Source organism: Chloroflexota bacterium, assembly GCA_014360805.1.
Lineage (GTDB): Bacteria > Chloroflexota > Anaerolineae > DTLA01 > DTLA01 > DTLA01.
Genome location: JACIWU010000068.1, coordinates 1 through 16,239 on the forward strand (window position 1 = coordinate 1; position 16,239 = coordinate 16,239).

Annotated in this window: 12 protein-coding genes; all 12 read left to right on the forward strand. The window is 63.2% G+C overall.

All coding sequences use genetic code 11. The features are described from left to right. On the forward strand, positions 1 to 2,965 hold a 2,965-nt coding region (locus H5T65_11025), incomplete at its 5' end, for a hypothetical protein (GenBank protein MBC7259769.1). A 335-nt stretch (positions 2,966 to 3,300) separates the two neighbouring features. Then, a complete protein-coding gene (locus H5T65_11030) occupies positions 3,301 to 3,918 on the forward strand; it encodes a hypothetical protein (GenBank protein MBC7259770.1) in 618 nt (205 codons plus the stop codon). Next, entirely contained in the window at positions 3,903 to 4,085 is a 183-nt protein-coding gene (locus tag H5T65_11035) for a hypothetical protein (protein ID MBC7259771.1), read from the forward strand. The genes H5T65_11030 and H5T65_11035 overlap by 16 nt, the downstream gene beginning before the upstream one ends. A 90-nt stretch (positions 4,086 to 4,175) precedes the next feature. Further along, positions 4,176 to 4,670 carry a hypothetical protein gene (locus tag H5T65_11040; protein MBC7259772.1) on the forward strand — a complete coding sequence of 165 codons (495 nt, stop codon included), beginning with the start codon at positions 4,176 to 4,178 and terminating at the stop codon, positions 4,668 to 4,670. Between the two features lie 196 nt (positions 4,671 to 4,866). Then, positions 4,867 to 6,291 carry a hypothetical protein gene (locus H5T65_11045; protein ID MBC7259773.1) on the forward strand — a complete coding sequence of 475 codons (1,425 nt, stop codon included), beginning with the start codon at positions 4,867 to 4,869 and terminating at the stop codon, positions 6,289 to 6,291. Between the two features lie 54 nt (positions 6,292 to 6,345). Beyond that, entirely contained in the window at positions 6,346 to 7,269 is a 924-nt protein-coding gene (locus H5T65_11050) for an alpha/beta hydrolase (GenBank protein ID MBC7259774.1), read from the forward strand. A 130-nt stretch (positions 7,270 to 7,399) separates the two neighbouring features. Continuing rightward, the gene (locus H5T65_11055) at positions 7,400 to 8,710 is read left to right on the forward strand and encodes an MFS transporter (GenBank protein ID MBC7259775.1); all 1,311 of its coding nucleotides are present in this window, start codon (positions 7,400 to 7,402) and stop codon (positions 8,708 to 8,710) included. A gap of 6 nt (positions 8,711 to 8,716) precedes the next feature. Beyond that, positions 8,717 to 9,154, forward strand: a complete 438-nt coding sequence (locus H5T65_11060) for a chromate resistance protein (protein MBC7259776.1) — start codon at positions 8,717 to 8,719, stop codon at positions 9,152 to 9,154. A gap of 658 nt (positions 9,155 to 9,812) precedes the next feature. After that, positions 9,813 to 10,007: a hypothetical protein gene (locus H5T65_11065; protein MBC7259777.1), complete on the forward strand. Its 195-nt coding sequence runs from the start codon at positions 9,813 to 9,815 to the stop codon at positions 10,005 to 10,007. A 10-nt stretch (positions 10,008 to 10,017) separates the two neighbouring features. Further along, positions 10,018 to 10,986 (forward strand): DUF3072 domain-containing protein, encoded by a 969-nt coding sequence (locus H5T65_11070; GenBank protein MBC7259778.1) that lies wholly within the window; start codon positions 10,018 to 10,020, stop codon positions 10,984 to 10,986. 288 nt (positions 10,987 to 11,274) lie between these two features. Beyond that, positions 11,275 to 11,973 carry a DNA repair protein RadC gene (gene radC / locus H5T65_11075; GenBank protein ID MBC7259779.1) on the forward strand — a complete coding sequence of 233 codons (699 nt, stop codon included), beginning with the start codon at positions 11,275 to 11,277 and terminating at the stop codon, positions 11,971 to 11,973. 92 nt (positions 11,974 to 12,065) lie between these two features. After that, positions 12,066 to 16,115 carry a hypothetical protein gene (locus tag H5T65_11080; GenBank protein MBC7259780.1) on the forward strand — a complete coding sequence of 1,350 codons (4,050 nt, stop codon included), beginning with the start codon at positions 12,066 to 12,068 and terminating at the stop codon, positions 16,113 to 16,115. Positions 16,116 to 16,239 lie beyond the last annotated feature (124 nt).

Sequence of the window (16,239 nt, forward strand, 5' to 3'; positions counted from 1 at the left end):
TTTGTCGGCCTGCGCGCCCGCGCCCTCGCCGACACCAGCGCCGGGGGCCTCTGCACCCGGCGCGACGCCATTCCCCACCGCCGCACTCCCGCCGCCCACAGCGACCCTGACCACCGGTCCATCTCTGGCGCTTCCGCCTCCGCCGGCCTGCGCCGACCTGGCCTGCTTCTGGACCACCCTGAACATTGCCCGCCTCCAGGGCCATGCTCCTGACGCTAACGTCCTCAAACTCTTCACCGCTGCCGCAGACTCTGAGCGCGGGCGCATCTACGTCGCCAGCATCCTCACCCGTCCGATCGCCATCCTGGACCAAGCCAGCGCACAGTGGCTGGGCATGGATTCCGGCATTGACGGTTCTGCCTACCGCTATCTCTACCTGGACCCCGTCGCCAACTATCTCTACATTCTGGACGATTCCCATCACCAACTCTTTCGCCTGAACCTGAACACGAATGAAATGGCCGGCCCGGCGTCCCTGCCGGAGCACGTCGGGTGGGTCGCCGTGGATACCGGCCGCGCCCGCCTCTACCTGACCACCCCGGACGCCCCGACCTTCCGCGCCGTGGACGGGCGCACGCTGGAGACCCTCTACGCGGTTACCCCGGAAGCCGCTGCCGGCCCCATCGCGCTCACGGCCCAGGGCGACGCGCTCTACGTCCTCAACCTGAGGCCCCAGCGCGGCGGCGAAATCTTCCACCTGGACCCCGAAACAGGCCGGGTCGTGAAGACCATTCCCTACACCGCCCCGCCAGGACAGCGCCCGCGCTTTCTGGCTACCGACGACGCCCGCGCCCACCTGGTCGTCGCCACCGATCACATCGTCCAGGTGCTGGACCTTGCCGGCCAGGAAGTGAGCGCCTTCTCCCTCCCGCGCGTGGGCGAACTCCAGGACCTGGCCTTTGACCCCGTCCGGGGACACCTCATCGCCCTCTGGCTGGCGAGTCCCTCCGAGGGCCAGGTGGCGGCCATCGGCGGTCGGCTGCAGGTGTACGACCTGAACACGGGCCGGACGCTCCACGACCTCGCCTTCGGCGCCAAGCCCCATCGCCTGACGCTGGACGCCGCGAACGGCCAACTGTACATCCCCGAAGGCGACGCCTCCGTCCTCTGGCGCATAGACGCCTCCTCCTACGCCACGGCGACCCCGCTGCGCCTGGGCGACGCGGTGGAACAGGTGGTCGCGGCCGACGGCGGGCGGCGGGTTTTCCTCACCAGCCGCCTCGGCGGGAGTTATCTGCTGGTCTACGACCTGGCGACCGGCGGCTGGGAGACCTTCACCGCCGGCACCTGGCCCATCCCCATCCGCACCGACGCCGGCGGCGAGCGCCTGTTCGTCCTGAACGCCTGGGACAGCACCCTCTCCGTCTACGAGGCGACCTCTCCCCGCACCCCGCTGGCGACGATCCCCCTGGGCCTCCCGCGCGGCACCACCGACCGCCTCCCTGACCTGGCAGTAGACACGGCGCACCGCCGGGCTTACGCGGCTTATCCCGAGTTCGGCAAAATCGCCGTTGTGGACTGGGAGGCCGGGCGGGCCATCGGCGAGATAGAAGTGGCGGGCTTTCCCACCGGCGACACGGGCGGCGGCCCCGGCCAACTCCAGGTGGCGGTGAACGAGGCCGCCGGCCTGCTCTATGCCTTCCGGAAGGATGAGCGCCGCCTGACGGTCTACGACGCTGCCGGATACACCCTGCGCGCCGATCAGGACCTCCGTTCCCTGGACTGGCGGGCGATGCAGGGCGCGCCGGGCACCGGTAACCTCTTCGTGGACGCCGGGCGCGACCGGCTCTTCCTCGGCCCCTTTGAACTTTCCGCTCAGACCGGCCAGCCGACCGGCCGCCGACTGGCGCGCGGGCAACAGGTCCTGGCGCTGGACGAGGTGGCCGGCGCGTACTGGGCCGTCGGCGTGGAAGAGATCAACGGTCAGGAGACGAATGTCCTGGTTCTGCTGGCCCGCGACACGCTCCAGGCGCGCGCGGCCCAGCCCCTCAGCCCGGCAAGCGGCATCGGCGAGTCCTTTACGCTGGACTTGGCACAGCGGCGCCTGTACGTGGGCCGGATGACGACGGCGGAAGTGGAGATGTGGGTATTGGGCGGGCCTGCCTCTTCCGGAACGGCCCCGCCCACGCCGCCCCCGTCCTCCACCCCGGCCTCGGCCACGCCGACCGTGCCCCCCGCCGAATCGGCTGGCGCGCCGAACACGTACTGGGTGACCAACCCCGCCAGCAACGCGCGCCTGTACGTCCAGATTGTCCGGCCCCAGAACGCCTCCGGCCCTCTCCCGGCCCTCGTCCTGATCCCAGGCGGCACCGATTACGGCGGCGCCCTGCTCCGTACCGGCAAGGCTCAGGCGCTGGCCGACGCCGGCTTTGTCATCGTCCTCTTTGACCCCGACGGGCGCGGCCGCAGCGAGGGAGAAGAGAATCTGAACGGACACATTCACCAGGACGGGCTGGCGGCGGTGATCCGTTTTGCCGCGGCCCTGCCGGACGTGGACGCATCCCGCATCGGCCTGGTTACCTACTCTTACGGCATCACGATGGGCAGCGGCGCCCTGGCGCGCCATCCGGACCTGCCCGTGCGTTTCCTGATAGACTGGGAAGGCCCCGCGAATCGCCGCTACACCACCGGCGACTGTCGCGGCCAGGTGGGGCGCATCCGCTGGCCGTCCTGCTCCGACGACGCCTTCTGGTCCGAGCGCGAGGCGGCGACCTTTATTGCCCAAATCCGTGTGCCGTATCAGCGCATCCAGTCCGAGCGCGACCACGCCCAGCCGGTGGTGACCCACGCGGTGGAGATGGTCAATGCGGCGGTAGCGGGTGGCGTTCCCTGGGTACGCCTGAACGACAACCCGCCCAACCAGACCTACGACCCCGCCGCCCCGCCGCGGATGCTTCCCGAGGCGACCGATCGCCACCTGGAAGAACTGATCGCCCGCTATGCCCGGGAACTGTTCGGGCAATGATGCGCTGAGGTGTGACCCGTATCCAACCATCTATCCAGCAGGAGGGCACTGTGCATATCCGAATCTACTGCTTTCTCCTGCTTGCTGTCCTGTTGCTGACGGCTTGCAGCGGATCAGGCGGCCCTTCCACTGCCTGGCCTGCCAGCCCCACCGCGCCGGTGCGGCCGCCCCTCCCTTCGCCGACGGTAAGCGGACAACCAGCCCGACCCGCGTCGGGCGAGCCAACCCGCTCACCCGGCGACCCCCTCCCCGTCTAGGAAGACCGCATCTATATCGCGGCCTCGCCGGATGGTCTGACCTGGTCAGAGGGGACATTGCTGGCCGAAAAAGCCTCCGTGCCCGAGGTCATTTACACCTCGCAGGGAGTGTACTGGGCGTATTGGGTAGATTTCACCGATCCCACCGTCCCCGGCGGCCAGCGCATGGGGGTGGCTCGCAGCGTTGATGGGATTCACTGGGAGAAACTGGGCGTGGTGAACTTTACCGGCCTGGAGCAGCGCGGGCCGGGGCCGGCCGATCCGGACGTGATGGAATTGCCCGACGGCCGCCTGCGGATGTACTTTTTCCGGGAGCGGACCGTCTACAGCGCCCTCTCCACCGACGGCATCAACTATACGGTTGAAGAGGGTTACCGCCTGACTGCCGATGAGATTTGGGACCCCAACGTCATCCGCCTGCCGGACGGCCGTTACCGGATGTACCTGAATCACAGGGATATTATCAGCGCCAGCAGCGATGACGGAATGACCTTTACGCTGGACGACGGCGTGCGAGTCCAGCGCGGCGCGGTGCCGGGGGCACCTGGCTGCTGGCAATCCCACGCGGCCAGGAGGGCGTTTGGCTCTATCGCTCCTCCGACGGCGTGCAGTTTGACCAGACGGCGCAGGTTGCGGAGGCCCGCGGTATTCCGGACCTGCTCGTCTTGCCCGATGGGCGGGTGCGGATGTATGTAGGGGGCGGCGAATTCCTGGCCTTTGTTTCCGATGACGGCGGGCGAACCTGGGCGCGCGAACCCAATGTCCGCCTGACGGTGCAGGGGAAGCCCGTCGGCGTTGGCGGACCGACGGTGATTCGCCTTTCGGACGAAAGATGGGTGATGTTCTACATTGGGATCAAGTGATCGTCGCCCCTTGCGCTGGCGGCCCCCCGTGGCTAAAATTGGCTCTGCCGGGGCAGTGCGCGCATCCCTGCGTGCGACAGAGAGAGCGACATGGAGTCTATCATCGTCCTGGGCTGTATTCTGGACAAATCCTCCACAACCCTGCGGCTGACTTCCGACCCGAAGGAGAGAATGGCCGCGGCGGTCGTTGCCGCCATCTTTGGCGTTGCAGCCTGGCTGGTCATTTTGCTTGGGCCCTTTTCCCGCCTAGGATGGGCCGGGCTGATCGTCTTTGGATGCGCCGGCGCGGCGGCTTTCCTCTTTGCTTTTCTTGTCGGGCTATGTCGGACGGAAATTGAGTTTGACATCTCGCAGCATCAGGTGGTTCGCCGTCGCGTTTGTCGGGGGCAGGTGTGGTCCGTTTCGGTTCTACCGCTGGGCCAGTTGGAGACCATCCGGGTCGTGGAGAAAGAAGAGGACACCGCTGAACTGCAATGGGTCCGCACGGATGGCAGAGTATGGGCCAGGTGGGCTTTTCTGATCAAACCGCTGGCGGAAGAAACCCACCGGGAGATCCGGGCCTGGCTGCGGGAACATTCTCCTTAGAGACTCTACCATACCGCCAGAAGGCGGTGTGCTAACAGGAAGGCGTCCCGTTCCAGAGCAAGGTGGACCTGGCGGTAGCCATGTGCCAATCTCTTATACGGATTCCGTACAAGACCCTTGTGAGAATGGCAAAGGCGGATTCCCTGGAATCAATAGTTGGGCACCTGGAGTTACAATCCACCAGGGGGCAAAGGACATGAGCGAACAACGAATTTCCGGCCATTTGGGTTTCTTCCACAAGGCGTTCTCTGTATTGATCTTATTGATCCTTGGGTTAAGCGCATGTGCCGCCAGAATATCAGCGAGACGAGGGGAAACTCCCACTGCACCTGTTCTCACCCTCACTTTTACCCCACTTGCTCAGCCATCGCCAAGTGCCGGTCCCGCCTCCCAGCCCATCACCTGGGAGAAACAATTCGACAACAATGGGAGGGCGGATCTCGCCGCGGATGTGATGGAAACGCCCCAGGGCGATTTGGTCGTCGTGGGCGTAACGGGACCTACTCCCTGTCTCATCGGCTGCAATGTGGACGGCTGGATCATCAAAATCAACGCGCGCGGCGATCTCCTCTGGACGCGCCAGGTCGGCGGCAATGGGGCGGACGTACTGACCTCGGTCATCCTCAAAGGAAACGACTATTGGATCACGGGGAGCAAATATGTCTTCCCCAATGCCCACCAGGCGTGGCTGTTGGAAATCGCCCCCGATGGCCGCGTGGTGTGGGAAAAGACCCTCGGCGGCAGTCAAGATGACTTTACCGTGGATACGATCCCCACGCCCGATGGCAACTTTCTGATGATCGGCACGACCCGCTCGTATGGCGTTCAGGATGGCGGGGATGTCTGGCTGGTCAAGCTGGACTCCGATGGCGGGATGATTTGGAGCAAAACCTACGATCTGGGCGCGGAGGATGGCGGCACTTCGCTCATCGCCTGGGGGACAGATCGTTATCTCCTCACGGCCAAGAGTTGCACAGCCAATTGCCGTGATTTACTGACCCCGCAACTCTTTGCCACCTACCTGGTGATGGATGCCAATGGGGACGTCCTCAAGAAACAGACCTTCAACGAGGGTCTCAAGAACAAGTTCGACAAGATCAAACCCACCCGCGACGGCGGTGCGGTCATCACGGGCGCAACCAGTATGCAAGAAAAGTTTCCCAGCGAAGACACCTGGATCGTCAAACTGGATGCCAATGCCGATGTGGCGTGGACGAAAATCTTCACCAGTTTCGGGCGCTACGACGGCGGCTTTGACATCGTGCAAATGCCCGACGACGGCTACGTGGTGGCCGCCTATTCTCAGGTTGAGCAGACGGCGGAGATGAAGTTTGACAATTTTTGGATGCTGCGGCTGGATAGCGCGGGCGAGATGCTATGGTCGCGCACCTGGGGTGGACCCGACAATGACGATCTGCGTTCGGTGGTCCTTACGGCGGATGGCGGGGTCGTGCTGGCTGGCTTCAAGGATGCGGTGTCCTGGCCGCTGGATAGAATTCCTGGCCCTGCGGATTTTTATGTGATTAAAACTACAGCCGGCGACAGACGAACTTTCTTGCCCTGCGTGCTCAGGAACGATTCCACTCGCTCCAGCCGACTGCTCCCTCGCTGCGCTCGGTAGCAGCGGCTGAGCTCGGTGCCGTTGGGCTTCACCGGCCAAGAAAGGACACTTTCCATGAAAAAGAAAAAGGGTCTTGTTGTTTTAGGCGTTCTCTTGGTCTTGTTGCTCGTAGTGTATTTATGGCCTGTACCTCAGAAAGGCTTCGCAGAACTTTCGGAAAAAGTATCACCTCAGGATCGTCAATCTCTCCTGGATTTTCGTAGCCAACACCCTCCCAAACACTTGCAAGTCAACGGGAAAGATTGGGAATATGTGGCTTTTGGGAGTGGAGAGAAGGCCATCTTGTTCCTGCACGGGATGACAGGCGCCTACGACATTTGGTGGCAACAGATGGTGCCTCTCTCCGATGACTATCGAGTCATCAGCCTCACCTATCCACCGGCCGGAACTCTAGATGAACTCGGTGAGGGGGTATTGGCGGTGCTGGATGCTGAGGGGGTCCAGCAAACCTACGTGGTAGGCACTTCCCTGGGCGGATACCTGGCGCAGTACCTGATGGCCCGTCATCCTGAAAGAATTGAGAAAGCGGTTCTTGGCAACACATTTCCGCCTAATGACATCCTACGCCAAAAGAACGAGTCCCTGATCAGAATACTGCCCTTCTTGCCCAATTGGGTGGTGATGGGCGTCTTTCGCAAGAACTTTGTGGAGACCATCTATCCAGCCGCTGGTCACTCTGAGTTGGTGCTGGCGTACATGCTGGAACAGGTCTCGGGTAGGATGAGTAAAGCTCAAGTTGTGGCTCGTGCAAAGGCGGTCATCGAACCATTTATTCCACCTGATCCCCAAGCGCTGGGAATTCCGGTAATGATTATTGAGGCGGACAACGACCCGCTCGTGGAAGTCGCTCTACGGGAGCAACTGAAAGCAACCTACCCTACCGCGGAAGTACACACGCTCCATGCCGTCGGACACTTCCCGTATGTCAACGAGCCCGATACGTATACCCAATTGCTTCGCTCTTTCTTTGCTCGGTAAATCCGATGAAGCCCAACACGGGCATCCACCTGACGCCGCTGCGCTGCGCTCGGCTCGCCGCAGGTGATGCGCGAGTCGTTAGGCGCACCGCGTCAAAGCTGTCAGCGTCAGACGAATCTCTTATGTTGATATGCAAATCGTGAAGACACGCCAACGAATAACCGATTTTTTAGGCTTGAAGAAAAACATCGTAGCACTACTGGCGATGGTAATACTGGTAGGGATAGGGGAAAAGATGGCAGAGCGATTTCTGCCACTCTACCTGATGGCTTTGGGTGGCGGCGCGTTCTCCATTGGTTTGCTGAATGGCTTGGACAATCTCCTCAGCGCCCTGTACTCTTTCCCAGGTGGTTACGCCAGCGACAAACTGGGCTATAAACGTGCGTTGTTGCTGTTCAATTTGCTGGCAATGGCGGGCTATGTTGTGGTGATTGCTGTACCCAACTGGCAAGCCGTCATCCTGGGCGCTATCCTGTTCGTGTCGTGGACGGCTATCTCATTGCCTGCCACGATGGATATGGTGGCAACGGTTTTGCCCAAGAACAAACGAACAATGGGCGTGTCGTTGCACTCGCTTGTTCGGCGTATTCCGATGGCGTTGGGACCAGTGATTGGCGGTGTGCTGATTGGAGCATTTGGGGAAACGCAAGGTGTGCGCCTCGCGTTTATCGTCGCCTTTGTCTTGGCTGGTGTGTCGCTGATGCTCCAGCAGGTCATGATTACCGATGAAAAACGAACTCCTGCCGCGAAAGATTCAAAGTCATACGGCTTGACCTTGCTCAGCGCGCCCTTGCGAAACTTGCTGGTAGCGGATATTCTGGTACGTTTTTGCGAGCAAATCCCCTATGCATTTGTCGTCATCTGGTGTGTCAGTATCAACAAGATTACGCCGCTGCAATTTGGCTTATTGACGACTATCGAAATGGTGACGGCAATGCTGGTCTATATCCCTGTGGCGTATCTGGCAGACAAAAACACCAAGAAACCGTTTGTAGTGACAACGTTTGTCTTTTTCACGATATTCCCGCTGATTTTGCTTGTCGCGCAGTCATTTTGGGTAATGGCTATTGCTTTCGTGATTCGGGGGCTGAAAGAATTTGGCGAACCCACACGGAAAGCGCTGATAATGGATTTAGCCCCAGACGGCAGAAAAGCGGCGACGTTTGGCGTGTACTACCTCATACGCGATATTATCGTATCCATCGCCGCTTTTGGCGGGGCGCTGCTCTGGGACGCCTCAACGGCAAAACTCATCATAGACACTGTTGGAATAGGACAGACGCTCTTGCCTTTCTTCAACGCGATTACATCTCCTGCAACCAACTTCCTGGTCGCTTTCGGCTTTGGGTTAGCAGGGACGCTCTACTTTGCCTTCTTCGGTCAGGACTTGGGCCGTGCCGCAATTCCTGTAACACAAACGCAATCAGCAGAGAAGGAGTAAACGATTATGAAATGGGTAACTCGCTCACACGTTCACGTAGACCGTGTTGCGTGTCCGTGGCTTATTAGCCGTTTTGTTGACTCGGACGCGGAGTTTATTTTCGTGCCAAAGAGTCAGGTGGAGCAAGTGGCAAAAGAAACGGGCGCAATTCCTTTCGATGCCCCTAATGTGGAACTTGGGCATAAGAACGGAAAATGCTCTTTTGAGAGCATCATTGAAAACTACGGCCTAACTGACCCCGCCTTACTTCGACTGGCAAAAATCGTACACGCGGCAGACATAGACGCAGACCTACACACGGACGAGATAGCCCCTGGCCTGGAAGCCATTGCGGTAGGTTACAGTCTGCGCTTTCCTGATGATACGGAGAATCTGAGCCGACAATTTGATGTGTATGATGCGCTATATGCCTGGTGTCGGTTGCAGGTGGCAAGGCAAGCCTAAAACTCCAAAGTGCGCCTAACAAGCGCATCCACCTGACGGCTTCGCCCGGCTGCGCTCGGCTTCGCCGCTTGTCGGCCTGGCTCGCTGCGCTCGCGGTGACCTCGCACCCCGTCGCGCTTCTTGCCATGCCAGGGCCTTGACATAACACTCGCCTCGCCGCATTTGACACCGCCCCCAACTTGTGGTATGCTGTCGCTGTAACCGAATACTCAGGCGCGGGGACGAAAGGGGCTTCCCCGCAACCCGTGACGGCAAGGCTTGTGCTTTGCCGTCTTTTTGTTTCCCTGGGTCAGGGGCACGTTACCAAACAGTCCGGGTCCCGCGGGGTGGCTGCCCCGGTCCGATCCCGGGCTCATACGCTGCAATCATCTAGGATTCTTTCTTTTGGTTTCCTCACCGGCCGCACATGGCGTGCTGGTGTTGGAATAGCACTCCCTTGACGCCATGGACACCCGTGATGCGATGGCAAGGCCTGTGATGAGGAAGGTGTGCAGGAGCATTTCCGATGCATCGGACGAGCACCATCTAGCCGACATGAGGAGGTGAAACGCGCAAGATACTGGGGATCCCTGAACGTGAACCCGCCGGAGGGGCGGACGACCTGCCGCCCTTCCGGCGGTGATGGCGTCCTCCCCGCAAGAACAAGAGGAGGAACCCGATGGAGACGAAGGGGCCGAACAAGACGGTCAAGATTGCGATCGTGGAGTGGTCCACGCTGGAGGAGATGCGCGCCTTCTTCGCAGGGGAGACGGTCATCGCGAAGGTCATTGAACTCCCTGTAGAGGAAGAGGACCCATCTGCTCGCATCCTGCCGTTCTGCAGGCGTGAACCCCCGCCACCCAAGGCGGCGTGAGGAGGGCGGCATGGACGAGCGAGGACTCCCGGTGCACCCGGAGATCGTTACCTACGCCACCCAGAGCGCCTTCTTCACGGCGTACGACTGCCTGGACATCGGGAAGGTCAGGGTGGAGGTGGCGACGTACGAGCGTGGCCGGGGGCAGACGGGGCGAGCGGTCGCGTACTGGAGCGTGTCGGACCTGCGGTTGGTGATCCATGCGCTGAAGAGTGGCCAGTTTGACGACCTGCTGGGCGGGAAGTACGAGGGCTTTGGCGGGAGTGTGCGGGACGGCGCGGTGGAAAGCCGGGTGCTGCGGTTGGAGCGGGACGCGGGGGAAGACGGGCGGTTCGCGCGATTTCCACTGCGGCTCACCGTGGTCAACGGGCCCGGCCGCCTGACCGAAACGGGGGCCATCGTGCCGCAAGGCGAGCCTGAAGTGCGGGTCCGCATCCGCTTCGCGGTGGCCGACCTGCTGCGTCTGCTGCTGGAGGTTGAGGCGTACCTGGACGCGTACTTGTGTGCGCACATCCAGGGCATACGGGCCGAGCGGGCCGCCGCCCTCCAGCGCAGGTTGAGCGGGCGAGGCGTCAGCGCGGCCGTGGAGACGGGCACAGCCTCGGCGGTAGCCATCCGAGACCCGGACGCGCCGATGACGGCAGCCCAGCGTCGGTATCTGGAGGACCTGGCCGCGCGGGCCGGGGTACTGGATTTGGAAGCGCATCTGGGCCACGCGTTGGATGAGGTAACGAAAGGCGAAGCCAGCGAGGCCATTGGAGAATTGAAGGCGATGCTGGCGCAGGGGATGGGCGAGCCTTCGGTGGACTGGGTCGCGGAGATTCACCGGCTGGGCCGGGAGAAATTCGGCTGGGACGCGGCGCGGAGCGAGGAGGCTGCGGCCCGGAAGATGGGCAAGGCCTTCGGCGACCTGAGTGAGGATGACCTTCGCGCGGTGGCCGAAGCGATGGAAAAGGCGCCGCTGAGGCGGGCAGCGTAAACAAAGGGAGGGAAGGGGAGACCGCCCCTTCCCTCAGATATCCTGCCGCCAATCATTGCGGCAAGATTGGTTTCCCGTGACGCCCTGGAGTCCTGTGACGCCCCGAAACCCTGTGACGCATTGGACCGTGTATTCGCCTGAACCATCTCAAACCCAAGAAAGGAGGTAACGTATCGCATTTTGCTCTTAACCCATCGTCTATCCACCCGACAGGGGTGACGATCCCCTGTCGGGGCGTCATCCCTGTCCCAGAACACCGTGACGGGGGTGACCATGGACGCCCGACAGATGAGCCTCTGGGCCCCTGCTGAACCCGCGCGGCTCCAGTTGCGCGAACTCCCGCTGGTCGAGCAGCCGCTGTACCGCCTGCAACATGTCGGTCCTGCCGCCCTCAGCAACGCCGAGCTGATCGAACTGATCCTCGGCGCGTCCGAGTCGCTAGGCCGGGACGTACTTGCGCACTTCGGCGACCTGGCGAGCCTGGCCCGGGCGAACCTGGCCGAGTTGGCCGAGGTTCGGGGGCTGGGCTCGGCCTCCGGGGCGCGGATCCAGGCGGCGCTGGAACTGGGCCGTCGGCTAGCCGCGCTTCCGGCCGGCGAGTCGATGCAGATTCGTTGTCCGGCGGACGCCGCGAGCCTTCTGCTGCCGACGATGAGCCTGCAGGAGCAGGAGACGCTGCGCGTGCTGGTGCTGGACACGCGCAGCCGCGTGCTGGCGGACGTGCTGGTGTACCAGGGCTGCGTCAACCGCACCGAGGTGCGTCTGGCCGAGGTGTTCCGCGAGGCGATTCGCCGCAACGCGCCCTCCATCCTGGTGGCGCACAACCATCCCAGCGGGGACCCGACACCTTCGCCTGAAGACGTGCAGATCACGCGGCAGGCGGTGGAGGTGGGTGCGATGCTGGGGATAGAGGTCATGGACCACCTGGTCATCGGGCAGGGGCGCTGGGTATCGCTTCGGGAACGGAACCTTGGGTTCAGCAAGTAGAACGTGTTAGGAACAATCCCCGACGGGGGACAGGTTGGCCCCCGTGCGGGGGAAGGCCCTGTCCCCCGTCACCAACGTGAAGGAGGACACAAGTGGCAGACGTAAACGCAGAAGGCCCTGCAGCAGCGGTCAAGGCGCTGCGGCTCCGGCGCAACGCCGAAGCGTTGGCGAGGGCACAGGAGATACTCAGCCGTGATGAGGTTCTTTCCCACGAAGAACGGCTCGCTCTGCTGGGGAAGTACACCGGCGTGGGCGGGCTGGTGGAGGTGGACGAGGAGAGGTATGGGCCGATGTCGGCCCTTCAGCAGAGCAAGGCAGCGTTAGGGCAGTATCTGACGCCCTTGCCGGTGGCGCAGTTCTTCGCCGAGGCGCTGGCCATAGAGGGCGGCACGGTGTACGACAACTGCGCGGGAGCGGGACGGCTGTTCGCCTACCTGCCCCCGACGGTGCGGATCACCGCGGTAGAACTGCAGGCGGAAGCGTTCACCCTGCTCCGGGCTGCGTACCGGAACTGGCCCGGCGGGGCGGAACTGATCCACGGGGACTGCATGGAGTACCGGACGCGAGACGCCTTTGAGTACGCGCTGGGCAACCCGCCGTTCGGGCTCACGTGGTCGGTGGAGGGAACGGCGGGCCTGGAATCGGCATCGGCGCACAAGGGCCACGTCCTGTCGCTGGAAGCGGCGACCGAGCTGCAGGTTCGGGCGGTCAAGGCAGGCGGGTTCATCGGCTTGGTGGTGCCGGAGACGGCGCTGGAGCGCGATGACCTGCGCAAGTGGCGCGAGTGGATGCTGGCGCAGTGCGTGGAGATGGCGCGGATCGCGCTGCCGCGGTCTGGCGACGAAGACCCCGGGACTCGGTGGCCCTGTGTGGCGTGGCTGCTCCAGAAGCGGCCCGCATTCGCTGCAGGTCAACAACCGGTGCACTACCCGGAGTTCAGGGCTGCGCCCCGAACGTTTGAAGATCTCAACACGACGACGCTCCAGGCGTGGAAGGATACCCCCTGGTTCCAGCGGGTGGTGCAACCCTACGCGTGGAGCCTGGAGCGCAGGCCGGAGCGCACAGGTGTGGAGCCTGCGCGTCCCAGAGAGACGGCGAGTCCGTGGAGGGTGCTGTCGCCCCTGAAGTGGAAGCGGGGCGTCTTACTGAACGAGGCGCGGGTGCTTCACACGGATTCGGTGGGGCTGGAAGTGGTTCATGGCGTCTGCGCCATCGGCGTGGACGAGTACTGGTGCATGACGTGCGCCAGCGAGAGGTGCGGGGCCATTGAAGCCGTCCTGGCGCACAAGCCAGGCAAGGGCCGGAGGAAGCCCAAGCCCGAGTCCGTGGCCCGCGTGGTGGCCCAAACTGTGAAGCGGCACCTGCGCACCCTGGGCGATGTGCCGGACCTGACGGCTGAAGCCCGGGAAGCGCTGCGGGCGAGGCTCCTGGAGGCGCAGAAAAGCCTCGCCGCGCAGTATGGCATCCGCGTCGGATGGCAGCGCCCGGGAGGGCTGCAACGGGTGCAAAAGACCGCAAGGAAGTCGGCCTCCAAGAAGAGCGACCTCTCCTTGCTGCCCGTCCGGACGGCGGGACCCGGACTTGTCCTCAGGCGTTCGGGCAGACTCCTGGCTGTGGAGCCCCAGAGCATCGTGGATGCCCTGAAGCTGCTGGAGACGGTGGGGGCCACGGGGTACGCCATCACGCTGCCTGAAGCGATCATGGGCGGCGAGCAGTGGCTGCCGGTGGGATGGAGCGAACGGAGCGGGCGGTTGCAACGCCTGCAGGCCGTGGGGCTCCAACCGGATGCCCCAAGGGAGGTGGAATCTGCGCTGACTCATCTGCGGCGCCGGCTGGCGTGGCAGTTGATCCCCCGGCCGGAGTCGGCGGAAGGGATCGCCGAGGCCCTGGAAGAAGCGCGGAAAGCGCTGAAGGGCACGCCTATCCTGGAGCACTTGCCGACGGTGGAAGCGTACGAAGAGCGATACTGGATGTGGCGGGACCGGGTCGCGGAGACGGGGATAGAGCTGTATGAGTACCAGGCGCACGACGCTGCGCTGATCTGCATGACCGAATCCACGTACCTGTCGTACACGCCGGGGCTTGGCAAGACGAGGACCAGCCTGGCGGTGGCGTTGGCGCGGTACCTGGATCGGAAGGCCGAACTGGAACGCTCCCCGTCGGGCACCCGAAACCACGAGGCTCACCCGTTCAAGACGCTGTTCGTCGTGCCGCCGGGGTCGGTGCTGGACATGGCTTGGGCGGACGAATGCCGTGCGGTGGGACTGGTGGAAGGCAAGGACTTTGTGCTGGTGCGGGGACCCTCGGACATGAGCCATCCTGCGCCGGTGCACATCACCAGTTACACGCGTTTGGCGAACAAGCCGAAGCCGACGCAGTTGGACCCTGTCGTGTGTCCGCAATGCGGGAGCGTGGTCACGGGCGAGCGCTGCGACAACAAGGAGTGCGGCACAGGGCTATGCTACGTCTGTCACCAGCCGACGGATCGGTACGCGCGGTGCCAGAATCCCGACTGCGCGAAGTATAGGCAGGAGGTGCGGAAGGTCGTGCCGTGGAAGCGCGGCATGGAGGATCTGTGCCCCCGGTGCGGGAGTGGTCGGTGGAACGGGCACTACTGCGCCGACTGCGGTCTGTCGGGTCGGCAGTGGGTGGCGCCGTACTACAAACATGCCGCCCACGGCGGGTACGACATGGTCGTGCTGGACGAGGCGCACTTCGTCAAGAACGCGGGCACGCTGCGAGGCGACGCGATGCTGGCGCTGAGGGGCGCGAAGTACAAACTGGCGCTGGGCGGGACCCCGATCATGGGATTCGTGCAGGACTTCTGCCGGCAGGGGCAGTTCCTGTTCGCAGGGGACCTGGGGCGAATCCTGTTCCCGTTTCCGATGGAGCGGGGGAGCCAGAAGGCCTTCATGGACGCTTTCGCCTTCTGGGTGGAGAAGACCATGAGGACGGGGAAGCGACGCAAGGTGCAGGAAGCGGAGCGGATCAAGAATGCCGAGTTGTTTTGGCGTATCACGGATACCTTGATGATCCGGCGGGCCAACGAAGACCCCATGGTGGCCGAGGCGATCCGGCTGCCGACGTTCACCGAGCGGGAGGTGGCTGTGGAGCCGAGTCCAGAACAGTTGCAGGTGATCCGCTGGGTGGAGGACAAGTTTCTGCACCTGTACCGGCAACAACTGGAACGGGAGCGCCGGGGCGAGGTGTTTGACCTGGGGAGTTTCTCGGCGCTGATGTGGGCGGCCCGGCGGGCGGCGACGGTGCCCTCGTGCTTTGCGATGGAGTACCCGGAGGAGGCGTGGCCGGAACTCAACACCTGGCCCAAACTGGAGGCGATAGAGAGGGTGGCTGCGACGTGCGTCGCGGAGGGGAGGAAACTGGTCATCTTCACCGGCCTGAACCCCGCCGCCCAGGAACTGGTCAACCGGTTGGCTGCATACAACGTCGCGCCGATCCCGCTGACCCACACGACGCCTCCGTCCAAGCGGACCAGGGTCTTGCGAGCCTTCCGTATGGAGGACTCGCCTCGGATCGTCGTCATGGGGTTGTTGTGCGGCAACGTCGGGTTGACCCTGACCAGTCCGCGGTACCCCATAGACGTTCTGGTTGCAGACGTGGACTGGTCGCCGTCGCAGATTGCGCAGGCGATCAAGCGGGTGTACCGTCCGAGCCAGCGGTATCCGGTAACGGCGTACACGGTGCTGACGAACCGGTCTATGGACATGGACATGCTAGACCTCGTGTACCGCAAGTCCAAGGGGATCGCACAAGCCCTGGACAAGGTGAACCCGGACGACGTGGAGCGGCCCACACCGATGTCGCAGCGGGAGATGCTAGATGAACTGGCCCGGCGGATTGAAGAACGCCAGGCTGGGGAAGCCCGGACACGGGCGGAAGCGCTGCTCCAACAGGGGCAGACCGAAGACGCGCTTCGGATCCTGGGCGCGGCGCTGGCGCTGCAGAGCCTATCCCCAGAGGTGTGGAGGGACCTGTACCGATTCACAGACGAGGTCATCCGCAAGGCGATGCAAGCGGACCCTGCAGGGGCCTTGCGCTACCAGGCGGACTTGAGGTCGCTGGAGGACATGGCCATGCAGCGGCAGCCGGTGGAACAGGCGGAACTGCTCCAGGCTGCTTGATCTCAATCACCCATTCACCCCATGCGGGGGAGGCGTGCGAGTCCCCGTGTGGGGATGGCGCGTCTCCCCCGCGCAATGTCAGAAAGGAGATGCGCCATGAGCATGGAGTATGATGCAGGGTCCC